General features: G+C 72.2%; 13 protein-coding genes and 1 pseudogene. 5 read left to right on the top strand and 9 right to left on the bottom strand.

The features are described 5' to 3' along the window. Positions 1-76: 76 nt before the first annotated feature. A complete protein-coding gene (locus tag ACP7TJ_RS28465) occupies positions 77-2464 on the top strand; it encodes an ATP-binding cassette domain-containing protein (protein ID WP_427766378.1) in 2388 nt (795 codons plus the stop codon). A gap of 29 nt (positions 2465-2493) precedes the next feature. On the opposite strand, the gene ACP7TJ_RS28460 is transcribed toward ACP7TJ_RS28465, so the two are convergent. Then, positions 2494-2943 (bottom strand): PPOX class F420-dependent oxidoreductase, encoded by a 450-nt coding sequence (locus tag ACP7TJ_RS28460; RefSeq protein WP_367452859.1) that lies wholly within the window; start codon positions 2941-2943, stop codon positions 2494-2496. A 48-nt stretch (positions 2944-2991) separates the two neighbouring features. Between ACP7TJ_RS28460 and ACP7TJ_RS28455 the strand changes: the two genes are divergently transcribed. After that, entirely contained in the window at positions 2992-4218 is a 1227-nt protein-coding gene (locus ACP7TJ_RS28455; protein ID WP_427766376.1) for a serine hydrolase domain-containing protein, read from the top strand. 37 nt (positions 4219-4255) lie between these two features. Here the strand turns inward: ACP7TJ_RS28455 and ribA are convergent, their stop codons facing one another. After that, entirely contained in the window at positions 4256-4915 is a 660-nt protein-coding gene (gene ribA / locus ACP7TJ_RS28450) for a GTP cyclohydrolase II (protein WP_093767517.1), read from the bottom strand. Positions 4916-4957: 42 nt separating this feature from the next. On the opposite strand from ribA, the pseudogene ACP7TJ_RS28445 reads away from it, so the two are divergent. After that, positions 4958-5719, top strand: a pseudogene (locus ACP7TJ_RS28445) (creatininase family protein); the annotation flags it as partial. Here the strand turns inward: ACP7TJ_RS28445 and ACP7TJ_RS28440 are convergent. The 5 genes from ACP7TJ_RS28440 to ACP7TJ_RS28420 form a co-directional block, all read right to left on the bottom strand. Continuing rightward, a complete protein-coding gene (locus ACP7TJ_RS28440; protein ID WP_266402600.1) occupies positions 5602-6834 on the bottom strand; it encodes a lysylphosphatidylglycerol synthase transmembrane domain-containing protein in 1233 nt (410 codons plus the stop codon). The pseudogene ACP7TJ_RS28445 and the gene ACP7TJ_RS28440 overlap by 118 nt on opposite strands. After that, positions 6831-7778 (bottom strand): class I SAM-dependent methyltransferase, encoded by a 948-nt coding sequence (locus ACP7TJ_RS28435; protein ID WP_266551642.1) that lies wholly within the window; start codon positions 7776-7778, stop codon positions 6831-6833. Before ACP7TJ_RS28435 ends, ACP7TJ_RS28440 begins: the two co-directional genes overlap by 4 nt. A 95-nt stretch (positions 7779-7873) precedes the next feature. After that, positions 7874-9067, bottom strand: a complete 1194-nt coding sequence (locus ACP7TJ_RS28430; RefSeq protein WP_376724526.1) for a glycosyltransferase family 4 protein — start codon at positions 9065-9067, stop codon at positions 7874-7876. 17 nt (positions 9068-9084) lie between these two features. Next, positions 9085-9483 (bottom strand): 6-pyruvoyl trahydropterin synthase family protein, encoded by a 399-nt coding sequence (locus tag ACP7TJ_RS28425; protein WP_093767521.1) that lies wholly within the window; start codon positions 9481-9483, stop codon positions 9085-9087. A gap of 115 nt (positions 9484-9598) precedes the next feature. After that, positions 9599-10594, bottom strand: a complete 996-nt coding sequence (locus ACP7TJ_RS28420) for a zinc-dependent alcohol dehydrogenase (protein WP_093767522.1) — start codon at positions 10592-10594, stop codon at positions 9599-9601. 108 nt (positions 10595-10702) lie between these two features. On the opposite strand from ACP7TJ_RS28420, the gene ACP7TJ_RS28415 reads away from it, so the two are divergent. Further along, positions 10703-11476, top strand: a complete 774-nt coding sequence (locus ACP7TJ_RS28415; protein ID WP_427766370.1) for a CDP-alcohol phosphatidyltransferase family protein — start codon at positions 10703-10705, stop codon at positions 11474-11476. A gap of 52 nt (positions 11477-11528) precedes the next feature. On the opposite strand, the gene ACP7TJ_RS28410 is transcribed toward ACP7TJ_RS28415, so the two are convergent. Next, positions 11529-12098 carry a hypothetical protein gene (locus ACP7TJ_RS28410; RefSeq protein ID WP_367542510.1) on the bottom strand — a complete coding sequence of 190 codons (570 nt, stop codon included), beginning with the start codon at positions 12096-12098 and terminating at the stop codon, positions 11529-11531. 216 nt (positions 12099-12314) lie between these two features. Between ACP7TJ_RS28410 and ACP7TJ_RS28405 the strand changes: the two genes are divergently transcribed. Further along, entirely contained in the window at positions 12315-12920 is a 606-nt protein-coding gene (locus ACP7TJ_RS28405) for an HD domain-containing protein (protein ID WP_427766367.1), read from the top strand. 61 nt (positions 12921-12981) lie between these two features. Here the strand turns inward: ACP7TJ_RS28405 and betT are convergent, their stop codons facing one another. Beyond that, complete coding sequence (gene betT, locus ACP7TJ_RS28400; RefSeq protein WP_093767541.1) at positions 12982-15105, bottom strand: choline BCCT transporter BetT; 2124 nt, start codon at positions 15103-15105, stop codon at positions 12982-12984. Between the last annotated feature and the right edge of the window lie 120 nt (positions 15106-15225).

Raw genomic sequence — 15225 nt, 5'->3', positions numbered from 1 at the left:
GCCGGCCGGACCGAACCGGGGAACGCCGGCGGGGACCGCGATGGCGGGCCCGCCCGACGGATGGAGAACCACGACCATGGTCACGAGCACGGACCCGCAGCGGCCGGGCGGACACGTCGCCGACAACCACGACCTGATCCGCGTGCACGGGGCGCGCGAGAACAACCTCAAGGACGTCAGCGTCGAACTGCCCAAACGCCGCCTGACCGTGTTCACCGGTGTGTCCGGCTCGGGCAAGAGCTCGCTGGTCTTCGACACCATCGCCGCCGAGTCGCAGCGCCTGATCAACGAGACGTACAGCGCCTTCCTGCAGGGGTTCATGCCGACGCTGGCCCGTCCCGAGGTCGACGTGCTGGAAGGGCTGACCACGGCGATCACCGTCGACCAGCAGCGGATGGGCTCCGACCCGCGCTCCACGGTCGGCACCGCCACCGATGCCAACGCGATGCTGCGCATCCTCTTCAGCCGCCTGGGCAAGCCCTACTTCGGCCCGCCCGGCGCGTTCTCCTTCAACGTGGCCTCGGTGTCGGCGAGCGGCGGCTTCACCGTCGAGCGCGGCGCCGACAAGACCAAGACCGAGAAGGTCTCCTTCTCCCGCACCGGCGGCATGTGCGTCCGCTGCGAGGGGCGCGGCACCGTCACCGACATCGACCTCACCCAGCTCTACGACGACTCCAAGTCGCTCAACGAGGACCCGTTCACCATCCCCACCTACACCGGCGGAGGCTGGGTGGTGCGGGTCATCGCCGAGTCGGGCTTCTTCGACCCGGACAAGCCGATCCGCGAGTACACCAAGAAGGAACGCCACGACTTCCTGTACCGCGAGCCCACCAAGGTGAAGGTCGGCGGCGCCAACCTCACCTACGAGGGGCTGATCCCGAAGCTGCAGAAGTCGATGCTCAGCAAGGACCGGGAGTCGATGCAGCCGCACATCCGGGCCTTCGTGGACCGGGCGGTCACCTTCACCACCTGCCCCGAGTGCGACGGCACCCGGCTCACCGAGGGCGCCCGCTCCTCGAAGATCAAGGGCATCAGCATCGCCGACGCCTGCGCCATGGAGATCAGGGACCTCGCCGAGTGGGTGCGCGGCGTGGACGAGCCGTCCGTGGCGCCGCTGCTCACCGCGCTGCAGCACACCCTCGACTCGTTCGTGGAGATCGGCCTCGGCTATCTCTCGCTGGACCGGCCGTCCGGCACCCTGTCCGGGGGCGAGGCGCAGCGGGTCAAGATGATCCGCCACCTCGGCTCCTCGCTCACCGACGTCACGTACGTCTTCGACGAACCCACCATCGGGCTGCACCCGCACGACATCCAGCGGATGAACGACCTGCTGCTGCGGCTGCGCGACAAGGGCAACACGGTGCTCGTGGTCGAGCACAAGCCGGAGGCCATCGCGATCGCCGACCATGTCGTCGACCTGGGGCCCGGCGCCGGCACCGAGGGCGGCACGGTCTGCTTCGAGGGCACCGTCGAAGGGCTGCGGGCCAGCGGCACGATCACCGGCCGCCACCTCGACGACCGCGCCTCGGTCAAGGACACCGTCCGCAAGCCCACCGGCGCCCTGGAGATCCGCGGCGCCACGGCGAACAACCTGCGAGACGTCGACGTCGACATCCCGCTCGGCGTGCTCACCGTCGTCACCGGCGTGGCCGGCTCGGGCAAGAGTTCCCTGCTGCACGGTTCGATCCCCGCCGACCAGGACGTGATCGCGGTCGACCAGACCCCGATCCGCGGCTCACGGCGCAGCAACCCGGCGACCTACACAGGCCTGCTGGAGCCGATCCGCAAGGCGTTCGCCAAGGCCAACGGCGTCAAGCCCGCGCTGTTCAGCGCCAACTCCGAGGGAGCCTGCCCCACCTGCAACGGCGCCGGGGTCGTCTTCACCGACCTGGGGATGATGGCCGGCGTCTCCACCACCTGCGAGGACTGCGGCGGCAAGCGGTTCGACGGGTCGGTGCTGGAGTACCGCTTCGGCGGACGCGACATCAGCGAGGTGCTCGGGATGTCGGTGACCGATGCGGAGGAGTTCTTCCGGGAGGGCGAGGCGCGGCTGCCGGCCGCCCACAAGATCGTGCAGCGGATGGCGGACGTCGGGCTCGGCTACCTCACCCTCGGCCAGCCGCTCACCACCCTGTCCGGCGGTGAACGGCAGCGGCTGAAGCTCGCCACCCACATGGGCGACAAGGGCGGCGTGTACGTGCTGGACGAGCCGACCACCGGTCTGCACCTCGCCGACGTCGAGCAGCTGCTCGGGCTGCTGGACCGGCTGGTCGACTCCGGCAAGTCGGTGATCGTCATCGAGCACCACCAGGCCGTCATGGCGCACGCCGACTGGATCATCGACCTGGGCCCCGGCGCCGGCCACGACGGCGGGCGGATCGTCTTCGAGGGCACCCCGGCCGAGCTGGTCGCCGCCCGCTCCACCCTGACCGGCGAGCACCTCGCGCAGTACGTGGGCGCCTGACCGCGGGCCGGGCGCGCCGGGGTGCTCCGTCAGACCCCGGCGCCCCGGCGCGGGATGCCGTACGCCCGCTCGACGTGCAGCCGCAGCACCAGCCGGCGGTCGCGGACCATCGCCGCCCGGTACTCCTCCCAGTCCGGGTGCTCGCCGTTGATGTCCCGGTAGAGCCGGATCAGCTCCTCCACCGTCTCGTCGTACGGCTGCCCGGCGACCGGCGTCAGCTCGGCGGTGCCCTCGGCCACCGTGTAGGCCCAGCGGTCCGGGGTGGTCACGTGGTAGGACGCCCGGGTGTCGCGCCGCAGGTTGCGGGTCTTCGCCCGGTCGTCGGTGAGGGAGACGCGGATGACCCGCTCGTCGGGGTAATAGGCGTGCATGACGTTGGACAGCTGGGGCCGTCCGTCGCGTTTGATCGTGACGAGCACTCCGCCGTGCCCCTCGGAGAGCAGGGCGAGCAGTGCGTTCTGTTCTGCGTCCTGGGTCATGCTTCGATCAACGGCCCGCACCGGGCCGGCGTTCCCCGGAGGTGTGCGATGGCGGTGCTGCGGCAGGAGGCCGATCCCGGCGAGGCGGGACTGGACCCGGACGCGCTGGAACGGCTCGACCGGGAGCTGGCCCGCCGGGTCGACGACGGGGAGATGCCCGGGTTCCTGGTCGCCGTCGCCCGCGCGGGGCGCGTCGCGCACCTGACGGCGTACGGGGCGCGGGACCTGGCGGCCGGGCTGCCCGTGGAGAGCGACACCCTGTGGCGTATCTACTCCATGACCAAGCCGGTGACCACCGTGGGCGCGCTGATGCTGGTGGAGGACGGGCTGCTGTCGCTGGACGACGAGGTGGGCCGCCACCTCCCGGCGTTCGCGGAGCCGCGTGTCCACGTGGACGGCTCGGGCGACCAGGTGCGGACCCGCCCGGCGGCCGGCCCGCTGCTGGTACGGCATCTGATGACGCACACCGCCGGGCTGACGTTCGCCTTCTACCACGCCCATCCGGTCGACGCGCTGTACCGCGCGGCCGGACTGGACTCGTCGGTGGCGCCGGGCACGGACCTCGCCGGGACGACGGACGTGTACGCGAGCCTGCCGCTCCAGTTCGACCCGGGCACGCGGTGGAACTACTCGGTCGCCACGAACGTGCTCGGCCGGATCATCGAGGTCGTCTCAGGGCGCCCCCTCGACACCTACCTGGCCGAGCGTGTGTTCCGGCCGCTCGGCATGGAGGACGCCGGGTTCGAGGTGACCGACGCGCAGGCGGAGCGGCTGGCGGAGCTGTACGGCGAGACGGACGACGGGGGCATCGAGCCGATCGACGGGCTGCCGCTGCGGGGCCGCCCCCGCTTCCTGTCCGGCAGCGGCGGCATGGTCGCCTCCGCCCACGACATGCACCGCTTCATGGAACTGCTGCGCCGGCACGGCGAACTGGACGGCACACGGCTGCTCCGCCCGGAGACGGTCGATCTGATGACCCGCAACCACCTCCCCGGCGGCGCCGATCTGCGCACCGTCGGCGTCCCCCCGCACGACGCCCCCGGCAACGAGGGCGTCGGGTTCGGCCTCGGCGTCTCCGTGGTCGTCGACCCGTCACGCACGAGGGAGCCGTCCGGCCTCGGCGCCTACGGCTGGAGCGGGGTGGCCACCACCACCTTCTGGGTCGACCCCGGCCGCGACCTGACCGTGCAGTTCTACACGCAGGTGCGGCCCAGGTCCTCCCACACCGTCTACCGCGACCTCAAACGGCTGGTGCACGAGGCACTCGCCGACTGACCTCCGTCCGGCGACGGTTCCGCCGGCCGGCGGGGCGTCAGGACAGGTGCCCCACCGCGTCCAGGTGCGGGAGGTGGTGGTCGAGCCGCTCCCGCTTGGTGCGCAGGTAGGTGATGTTGCTCTCGCACGGCTCGATCAGCAGCGGCACCTGCTCGTCGACCTCCACGCCGTGCCGCTCGAGCGCCTCACGCTTGCGCGGGTTGTTGGACATCAGCCGCACCGACCGCACACCCAGGTCCTTCAGCATCCCGGCGGCGACGGCGTAGTCGCGGGCGTCGACCGGCAGTCCGAGCGCCAGGTTCGCCTCCACGGTGTCCAGACCCTCCGCCTGCAACGCCATCGCGCGCAGCTTGGCGAGCAGTCCGATGCCGCGGCCCTCGTGCCCCCTCAAGTAGACGACGACGCCCGCCCCTTCGGCGACGACCGCGCGCAGCGCCGCGGCCAGCTGGTCGCCGCACTCGCAGTGCTGGGAGCCGAAGGCGTCACCGGTGAGGCACTCCGAGTGCAGCCGGGTCAGCACCCGGTCCGCGCCCAGGTCGCCGTGGACCAGAGCCACTTGTTCGTCACCGCGGTCGTGGTCCAGGTAACCGATCGCCTGGAACTTCCCGTACACCGTGGGCAGCGGCGCATTCACGACGCGTTCCACACCGGTCCGCCGCTGAGGCTGCTTGCCGAGTACGCCTATTTTTTCTGTCATGATTCTCGAGTTCCTAAGCAGAGACGAAAGGCCGTGACGGATATGGGTGGTTCACACGAGCGGTCGGCGGCATACGGCCCGGTGCACGGTCTGTTGCCGGCGGATACTACAGAGGATGTACGGACGCGGGGAGCCGGCGTCTCACGTCAGATCGCGGTACTTCCGGTCGGAAGTCATGAACAGCACGGTCCCTTCCTGCCGTTGGCGACGGACACCCTGGTCGCCTGCGCGATCGCACGGGCGGTCGCCGACTCCTACCCCGTGCACCTCCTTCCTCCGGTGACCATCTCCTGCTCGCACGAGCACGCGGCCTGGCCGGGCACGGTGTCCATCTCCGCCGTGACCCTGCACGCGGTGGTGCGGGACATCGCCGACTCGCTGCGCCGCTCGGGCATCGACACGCTGGTGCTGGTCAACGGGCACGGCGGCAACTACGTGCTGGGCAACGTCGTCCAGGAGGCCTCCGCGCGCGATGAGCGGATGGCGCTCTTCCCGGCCCCGGAGGACTGGGAGGCGGCGCGGGCGCGCGCCGGGGTCGTCACGTCGCTGCTGACGGACATGCACGCGGGCGAAATCGAGACGTCCATTCTTCTGCACACCTCTCCCGAGGTTCTCCGTCCCGGTTACGAGACGTCCGACCACGTTTCGGACGACCGGCGTCATCTGCTCACCACCGGAATGTCCGCCTATACGGATTCCGGCGTCATCGGCCGGCCTTCGCTGGGCACCGCGGAAAAGGGCAAGGAACTTCTCGCGAGCCTCGCGGATTCCTTCGGCGCGTATTTCTCGCTTCTGACCTCCGACAGCTGAGCGGGAATCCGGACGACCGGGGCCGGTGCGCGCGGGGCGGGCGGGCGGAAGCCCCATGACGCCGGTACCGGCCCCGCGGGGTCCGCCGTACGGCGGTCACGGGTGGCGGCGTACCACCGGGCCACCAGCACCACCGCTCCCGGCAGGCTGGCCGCCAGGCTGAACACCCCGTACACCACGGCGACCGTCAGCCCCCGTCCCGCACCGAGCCCCGCCGCCCCGAACGCCCACGCGGCGACGCCCTCCCGCGGTCCCCAGCCGCCCACGTTCAGCGGCAGGCTCATCGCCAGCAGCGCCAGCAGCGCGAGCGGCAGCAGCTCCGCCACCGACGCCCCGGCCCCGGCGACGTCCGCGGCGAGGACGAACATGGCCACGTACCCGGCGAGCACGACCACGGACGACACGAGGACGCCCGGCGCGGTGGACCGCGAGAACAGCGCCTGCCGCGCCTCGCCGAGCATCCCGCGCACCTCGCGGGGCTTCCCCCCGGACGGCGCCCGGTTCATCCGCAGGGCCAGCACCACTGCGCAGGCGCCCACCACCCCCAACGTGGCCGCCGGGGCGGCCTGCCTGATCTGGTCACGGACGGGGGAGGGCATGGTCAGCAGAACCACTCCCCCGGCGGCGAACAGCGCGAGCTGCCCGGCGGTCCGCTCCAGCACCACCGCCCGTACCCCCCGCCCGAGGTCGCCGGCGTCCCGCCCGTGCCGCACGGCCCGGTGCACGTCGCCCAGGACACCACCGGGCAGTGCCGCGTTGAGGAACAGGGCGCGGTAGTAGTCCGCCACGGCCGCGCCGAAGGGCAGCAGTATGCCGATGCCGCGCGCCACCAGTGCCCAGCGCCAGGCGCTGAACACGGTGGTCACCAGCCCGATGCCGAGGGCGGCGGCCAGCGTGGGCGCGTCGATGCGCCGTACCCCGTCCACGAAGGCGCCGGTGCCGAGCCGCCAGAACAGCACGGCGAGGATGACCACACCGGCGAGCGTGCCGAGGCGGGTGCGCACGGCGGGACCGCCGAGCCGCCCGAGCAGACGGCGGACGCCGCCCCCGGCCGCCGGTCCCGCCGAGGGCGCCTCCGCCTCGGCCGTCTCCCCCGTGTGCCTGCTCATGCGCCGCCGTCCACCGGGTGGCACAGGGCGAGCAGGTCGGTGTGGTGCACGATCACCCGGAGCGTCCCCGCCGCGCAGGCTTCGAGACGCTCGGCCAGATAGGCGCCGGCGCGCTCCGCCAGCTCCGGCCGCTCCTCCACCGCCGCGCCGACCCAGCCGCGCAGCCACTGCTCGGTGAGCGCGCCCTTCTCCGGGCCGAGCCGCCACGGGCTGGGGTTGAGCCGTACGGTCGCGCCGTGCTCGGTGAACGCCTCGGCGGCGGCCGTGACCGCGTCCGGGCCGAGGAGTCCCCCGCGGCGCTGGTGGGCGTTGAACGCCTCGGTGATCTCCGCGTCCAGCGGGTGCGGCTCCGTCAGCTCGACGCGCCCGGCCACCGACAGGGTGAGCAGCGCGGGGCAGCCGGCTCCCGCGCAGGCGGCGGCCAGCACGCCGACCTCCTCGCGGGTGAGGACGTCGAGCAGGGCGGACGCCGTCACCAGGGAGGCGCCGGCCAGCGCGTCCGGGGTGAGCCGGGCGACGTCACCGCGCCGGGTCTCGACGGTGACATGACTGCCGTCGGCCGCGGAGCGCGGGGAGGCGACGGCGGCGAAGTGCAGCAGATAGGGGTCGCGGTCGTGCAGCACCCAGTGCTGGGTGCCGTCCAGACGGGGCGCCAGCCAGCGGCCCATGGAGCCGGTGCCGCAGCCGATGTCGTGCACGACGAGACCGCCGCCGGCCCGTCCGGGCAGGTTGGCGAGCCGGATCCGCAGCGGGTCCAGCAGGTCGTAGGAGCGGGCGGCGGCGTCGGCCGGTTCGCGCAGCTGGAGCCACTCGGGCGCGTAGCGGGGCGGCTCCTCCTCGCCGGTGTCCCGCAGCCGCACGGTGGCCCGCTCGCCGGGGCGGGGTCCGGACGGTCCGGCGCCGGGGATGACCGACGCGCCGTCCGTGGAACCGGTGGCTGCCATGTCGCCCCCTGGTGTCGCTGGCGCCGCGTCGGTGACGTCCCGAGGGCCGGGCTGGGCCGGGATCGCGGCGGCGGGTCGAGTGGTGGTCGGTCGTGTCATGCCGCCCTCCCGGACGCGGTGGGGAGCCGGCGCAGGACTCCCGCGAGGCTCTGTGCGGTGCCCGCCCAGCCGCCGAGCGCGGCCCGCCGGCCGCGGGCGGCCGCCTTCAGCCGCCGCCGTACGTCGGCCTCGCCGAACCAGCCGCGCAGTTCGGCGGCGATCGCGGCCGGGTTCTCCGGCGGCACGAGGATGCCGGGCACCCCGCCGTCGGGGGCGCGGCCGACGGCCTCGGGCAGTCCGCCGACGTCGGTCGCCAGCACCGGGATGCCGCGGGCCAGGGCCTCGGTGACGGCCATGCCGTAGGTCTCGGCGTACGACGTGAGGACCATCAGGTCGGCGGCGGCGTAGGCGGCGTCGAGTTCGGCGCCGGACTTGGGGCCGGTCAGTTCCAGCCGGTCCTCCAGGCCGTGTTCGCTAACGAGGCGGCGGAGGTGGGCGACGTACTCGGGGTCGTGTCCGAGGCCGCCGACCAGGGAACAGGTCCACGGCAGGTCGGTCACCGCCGCCAGCGCCTCCACCAGCCGGTGCTGGCCCTTGCGCGGGGTGACCGCGGCGACGCACACCAGGTGCGAGACGCCGTCGGTGCCCGGGGCGAGGGGCGCGATGTCGGCGCCGGGGGCGGCGGCATGGACCCGCTCGGGGGCGAGTCCGTGGTGGGCGACGAGCCGGCGCACCGCCCACTCGCTGGTGGCGACGACGGCGGGCACGGCCCTCAGCACCGCGCGCTCGCGGGCGTCCAGTTCGGCTGCGACGGTCGCGTCCAGGCCGGTCTCGTCGCCGAGCGGCAGATGGACGAGCACCGCCATGTGCAGGCGCCCCTCCTCCGCCTCGGGCACGATGATCTCGGGCACCCCGCAGGCGACCAGCCCGTCGAGCAGGACGACCGCGCCGTCGGGCAGTTCCCGCAGGGTGCGGGCGAGTTCGTCGCGGGCGGCCGCGTCGGGGCGGGGCCAGTCACCGGCGACCGGGTGCCGGTGCGCCTGCCAGCCGAAGCCGGGCAGGTCCAGGCACACACGCCGGTCGTAGGCGTTGCCGCCGCTCGGGGCGGACCGGTCGTCGACCCCGCCCGGCATCACGAAGTGCACGGAGCGCAGGGACATGGGGATGATTCCGCCGTTCCTCCGGAAGGACGCCTGTACGGGCACGTAGTCCAGGCGGCCGCCTCCGCGGCCTGCCGTCCTGGCGGTCATGTCGATCGTCGTGTCGGTCACAGCGCACGCTCGTAACTCGCCCAGGCGATGTGCGACTCGTGCAGGGTGACGGCGATCCGCGCGATGCCCTTGGCTCCCTCCCCGAGCGCGCCCTTGTGGATGCGCTCGGCGAGCCGGTCGGCGATCACCTTGGCCAGGTACTCGGTGGACGTGTTCACCCCGGCGAAGTCGGGCTCGTTGTCGAGGTTGCGGTAGTTCAGCTCTCCCACGACGGCCCCGAGTTCCTGCGTGGCCAGGCCGATGTCGACGACGATGTTGTCCTCGTCCAGCTGTTCGCGCCGGAAGGTGGCGTCCACGAGGAACGTGGCCCCGTGCAGGCGCTGGGCCGGTCCGAAGACCTCGCCGCGGAAGCTGTGGGCGATCATGATGTGATCGCGGACGGTGATGCTGAACAACGGACGACCCTCCAGGTGCGGCGCGTCTGTTCCCCGCCGGTCTGGGAGGCGGGGATGTCGAGTAGTACGGCTGGCTTCCTTCCCGTGTTCAGCGTCTGTCGTGTCTTTTCTCAGGTCAGGCGTGTGTGCCCGCTCCGGGGTCGTCGTAGCGCACCCGGTGGCACAGGGCGGGGAGGTCGCCGGAGGCGAGGCGGGGCATGACGTCGGGCAGTTCCTCGAAGGGCGACTCGCCGGTGACGAGGGCGTCGAGGGCGGGGTCGGCGAGCAGGTCGAGGGCGAGGGCGAGACGGTCCCCGTAACCACGGTGCGCGCGGGCCGGGGAGACGGTGCCGACCTGGCTGCCGCGGATGGTGAGCCGGCGGGAGTGGAACGCCTCGCCCAGCGGCACCCCCACCGTCCGGTCGCCGTACCAGCTGAGCTCGACGACCGTGCCCTCGGGCCGCAGCAGCTCCAGCGCGCGGGCGAGTCCCTGTTCGGTGGCGCTGGCGTGCACCACCAGGTCGCACTCCCCGTCGGCGTCCGCGGGCAGGGCGAAGCCCACACCCAGGGCCTCGGCGGTTGCGGCCCGCGCCGGGTCGGCGTCCACGAGCTGCACGCGCACGCCGGGGAAGCGGGCGAGCAGCGCGGCCACCGAGCAGCCGACCATCCCGCCGCCGACCACGGCGATCCGGTCGCCGACCAGGGGCGCCGCGTCCCAGAGGGCGTTGACGGCGGTCTCCACGGTGCCGGCGAGCACCGCCCGCCCGGCCGGCACCGACTCGGGCACCGGCGTCACGGCCGCCGCCGGCACCACGTACCGCGTCTGGTGCGGGTACAGGCAGAACACCGTCCGTCCGGTGAGCGACGCGGGCCCCTCCTCCACCACGCCGACGCTCAGGTAGCCGTACTTCACCGGCCCCGGGAAGTCGCCTTCCTGGAACGGCGCCCGCATCGCGGTGTGCTGACTCTCCGGCACCCCTCCGCGGAACACGAGCGTCTCCGTGCCACGGCTGACTCCCGAGTAGAGGGCGCGCACCACGACGTCGTCCGGGCCCGGCTCCGGCAGGTCCACCTCACGGATCTCCCCCCGGCCAGGCGAGTCGAGCCAGAACGCACGTGCGGCGTGGTTCATCGAGGTCCTCCTGAACGATCGGGATCCTGCGCGCGTACCGAGTGGTGCACAGGCCGCGCACAAGGTAGCGGCGTTGATCGACTCTGTCACACGGCCGGAGGGTGTTCGGTGGCCCTGAACAACACGTACGACGCGAGGCTCGTCCAGCAGGAGACCGCTGTGGGGGCGGGCCTGCAGATCCTGCTGCTGGCCCTGATCGGTACCGCGATCGGCATGGGCCCCGCGGGCTGGGTCACGGGCCTCGTGTTCGCGATCGCCACCTGGGCGGTGCTGTCCCGGGCCCTGCACCGGGCGGGGTCGCGCACCTTCGGTCCGGCGAACCGGGTCACCCTCGGCCGGGCCACCCTGGTCGGCGGGGTGACCGCGCTGGTCGCGGACTCGTTCCAGGACTCACCTCCTGTCTCCCTCTTCGTCGGCCTGACGGCCGTGGCCCTGATCCTGGACGGCGTCGACGGCAAGGTCGCCCGCAGGACCGGCACCTCCACCCCGCTGGGCGCCCGCTTCGACATGGAGGTCGACGCCTTCCTGATCCTGGTGCTCAGCGTGTACGTGTCGATGGTGATGGGCCCCTGGGTGCTGCTGATCGGGGTTATGCGCTACGTGTTCGTCGCTGCCGCCCGGGTGTGGCCGTGGCTGACCGCGCCGCTCCCGCCGAGCACGGCCCGCAAGACGGTCGCGGCCCTCCAGGGCGTACTGCTGCTGGTGACGGCCTCCGCGTTCCTTCCTCACGTGGTGAACTTCGGCGTCGTGGCGCTGGCCCTCGGCCTGCTGGTGTGGTCGTTCGGCCGTGACGTGCTGTGGCTGCACCGCACGCACCGGGCGACGCAGGCGGCCCCGGCCGCGGCGGGGCGCAGGGCGCGGCGGGAACTGGTGACGAGCTGACGTCCGCGCGCCGACAGTTCGAGTCGCACCCCCTTCTGCTGCCGGCACCCGGCTACTCGATCCCCGTGGCGTCCAGCAGCCGCACCAGTTCCTTCCGCCCGTACCCGAGCCGTCTCGACCGGTACGCGGCCGTCAGCACCAGGTGCGCCACCCTCCCGGCCGCGTCACCGTCCCGCCCGTCGGCGTCGGCACAGGCGTCGGTGTCCGTGCCGGGCCACTCCCCCGGTCTCCCGGCCACCCCCAGGCCGTTCATCACCACCCCGTGCTCGCGCCGCACCTCCGCGACCGTGCAGGCGACGGCGTCCAGCAGTGTCTTTCCCCGACGCTCGCACTCCAGGGCGAAGTGCCCGTGGTCGGCCGGCACGCACCCCTCGGGCGGCCTCGCCCGAAGCGCCGCGTACCGCTCGTCGTCGAAGCCGCAGGTCCCGTCCTCCTCGTGCACCAGCAGGAAGCGGTGATGTCCCGGCGGGACCGGGGACGGCGGGGGCGTGTACGCCCAGCCCGCGTCCTCGTACAACTGCCGTTTCACCTCCTCCTCGTCGGCGTGTGTCACGGTGAAGCCGTTGGTCTCGTTGTGCCCGGTGACCGTGCCGTCGGCGTTCCGCAGGAACTGCAGGCTCATGGTGTCTCCCCCGTCGTCGGTGCCTCGCGGGGGCGACGACCGCCCCCGTCACCCCGTCGAACGGTCCGCACGACCGCCACGTGCCCGCTTCGGGCGTTATCACCGGATCGCGTGAAGAGGGGCGGTGGCGGGAACTCTTCCGCATTCTCAGGACCTCTTCCGCCGACTCGGGAACTCCCCGCCCGCCCTCACCTGTCCCGTTGTTACGCTCCCCGGGTGAGGATTCCGGGACCAGAAGAGATCCGCGCGCTGCACGAGAAGCACGCGCCGACGGCCGAGGCGTTCACCTCCGTGCACCGCCACTGTGAGCTCGTCTGGAGCGTCGCCGAACAGCTGCTGGCAGCACCGCGCCTCGCTCACCTCGACGCCGAACTGGTCCGGGCCGGCTGCCTCCTGCACGACATCGGCGTCTACCGCCTCTACGACGACGCAGGACGGCTGGATCACGAGAACTACATCCGGCACGGACTGCTCGGCCAGGAGCTCCTGGAGAGCGAGGGCTTCCCCGCCACCCTGTGCCGTTTCTGCTCCCACCACACCGGCGTCGGACTGACCCGGCAGGACGTCGTGAGCCAGAACCTCCCCGTCCCGCCCGCCGACTATCTGGCGGAGACGGCGGAGGAACGGCTGGTGATGTACGCGGACAAGTTCCACTCGAAGTCGCACCCCGGCCGGTTCCTCTCCCCCGACGCCTACGCCCACCACGTCCGCCGCTTCGGCGAGCAGAAGGTGACCGCCTTCCGGGCCCTGCGCGACGAGTTCGGCGACCCGGACCTCGCCCGCCTCACCCCGCAGGCCGAGCTGCCGCCCGTCACCGGCTGAGGCGGCGGTACGGAACGTCCGGGCGGGACAGGGAGCCGAAGCGAACCGCCCCGCCCGCCGCTCACTCCGACGGCAGGTGCGCGTCCGGTGCGTCCGGGCGGTGGTCGGGAAGGTTGGACCTGGTGGACGCCTCGTGGCGCACCCGCAGGAACTCCATGTACCGCTCGTACTGGTCGAGGGCGTCGGCGATGAGCTGCTCCTGGGTGTAGCCCATCACGTCGTAGTCCTGGTTGCCCTCGGCGAGACGGACCTCGAACCGTACGTAGGTGTCGCGCTCCTCGACCGACCGGGTGGCGAACGCGGGGGTGGGGCGCTCGACGGGCCACACCTCGTAGAGGAACACGTCGCCCTCGCCGACCGGCACGCGCAGTCCGACGTGGGTGAGACCGTTCTCCTCGACGGTCCCCTCCAGCATCTCCGCCTCGGCTCCCTGCTGCCGCAGCTCGTAGGTGACTTCCTGGAAGGCGGGCCGGGCGACGTGGTCCACGAACCGTGCCGCGGCACGCGGGCCGGGGAACGACATGGCGCGCGCCAGCCGGTGCCGCCAGTTCGGCGCGCCGGGAAGGCCGTGCTGCAGCGTGCGTCCGGAGAGCGAGCCGGGCAGCGTGGTGACACGCGCCTCGACCTTCATCCGCTCGGTTCTCAGGGCGAGATAGAGACCCGCCATGATCAGGAACATCACGAAGGAGAACGGCAGGCCCATGATGATGGTGGCGTTGGTGAGCGCCTGCACACCGCCGACGATGAGCATGGCGAGGGTGAGCAGACCGGTCGCCAGCGCCCAGAAGATGCGCAGGTACGTCGGCGCGTCGGTCATCGGGGTGGGCAGGTCGGCGCTGAGGTTGCCCATCACCAGGGCGCCGGAGTCGGCGGAGGTGACGTACAGCAGCAGACCGACGAAGGTGGCGAGTCCGGCGCTGAACATGAAGCCGGGGAACTGTTCGAGCAGGGTGTAGAAGCCCTGTTCGGGGACGTTCATGGCGGTCTCGCCGAACTCGGTGTTGCCGTCGCGCACCAGGAACAGGGCGCTGTTGCCGAAGATCGCCAGGAAGAGCCCGGTGAAGAGGAACGGGATGACCAGCGTCGCCGCGACGAACTCGCGCAGGGTGCGGCCGCGGGAGATGCGCGCCAGGAACAGCCCGACGAACGGCGCCCAGGCCACCCACCACGCCCAGAAGAACAGCGTCCACGCGTCGAGCCACTCGGTGGGCTGGTCGTAGGCGAAGGTGTTCAGGGTCATCGACGGGAAGCCGCTGACGTAGTCGCCGACGTTCTGGACGATGGCGTTGAGCAGCCTGAAGGGCTCGCCGACGACGAGGATGTAGAACATCAGCAGCGCGGCGAGCAGGATGTTGAGCTGCGACAGCCGGCGGATGCCCTTGTCGACGCCGGACACCGCGGAGACGGTGGCCATGCCCACCGCGACGACGATGAGCGCGATCTGCGCGGTCAGCCCCTCGGGGATGTCGAAGAGCGCCTTGAGGCCGTAGTTGAGCTGCACCACGCCGATGCCGAGGGTCACGCCGATGCCGAAGACGGTGCCGATGATGGCGGCGAGGTCGACGGTGTCGCCGATCCGGCCGTGGATGCGGCGCCCGATGATCGGGTACAGCGCGGAGCGGATGGCGAGCGGCAGCCGGTACCGGAAGGAGAAGTAGCCGAGCGCCATGCCCATCAGCGCGTACATGCCCCAGCCGGTGATGCCGTAGTGGAACAGCGTCCAGACGACCGCCTGCCGGGCGGCCTCCAGGGTCTTCGGGTCGCCCTCGGGCGGCGCGAGGTAGTGGCTGACCGGGCCCGACACCGAGAAGAACATCAGGTCGATGCCGATGCCCGCCGCGAACAGCATCGAACCCCAGGTGAACAGGCCGTAGTCGGGCTTGGAATGCTTGGGACCCAGCTTGATGGTGCCGTACTTGGACGCGGCGATGAAGACGACGAACAGCAGGTACAGGGTGGCCGCGAGGAAGTAGTACCAGCCGAACCAGCTGGAGATCTTGCCGACGACGACCCCGATCGCGTCCTCGGCGCCCGACGGGGTGATGATCGCCCAGAGGGAGATCGCGAGGACGAGGACCGCCGCGCCGAAGAAGACGACGGGCTTGATCCGCACCGGGCCGGTCGGCCCGTCCTCGGGTGGCAGTTCCTCCGGCGTTCCGGGGCCCTTCTCACCAACGGTCGACACGTCGCACTCCTTCTCGGCCTCGGCTGCCGGCCGCCGCACCGGATGTCCGGTCCGCGGCGCGGGCGCCCGGATGACGTCCGGTCACCGAGGCGCACATACCCCACAGGCCCGTCGTGACCA

Origin of the sequence: Streptomyces sp. DSM 41931, assembly GCF_050271085.1 — a bacterium.
GTDB lineage: Bacteria > Actinomycetota > Actinomycetes > Streptomycetales > Streptomycetaceae > Streptomyces > Streptomyces albogriseolus.
The sequence above is the reverse complement of the archived record's forward strand: the minus strand, read 5'-3'. Positions and strand labels throughout refer to the sequence as shown.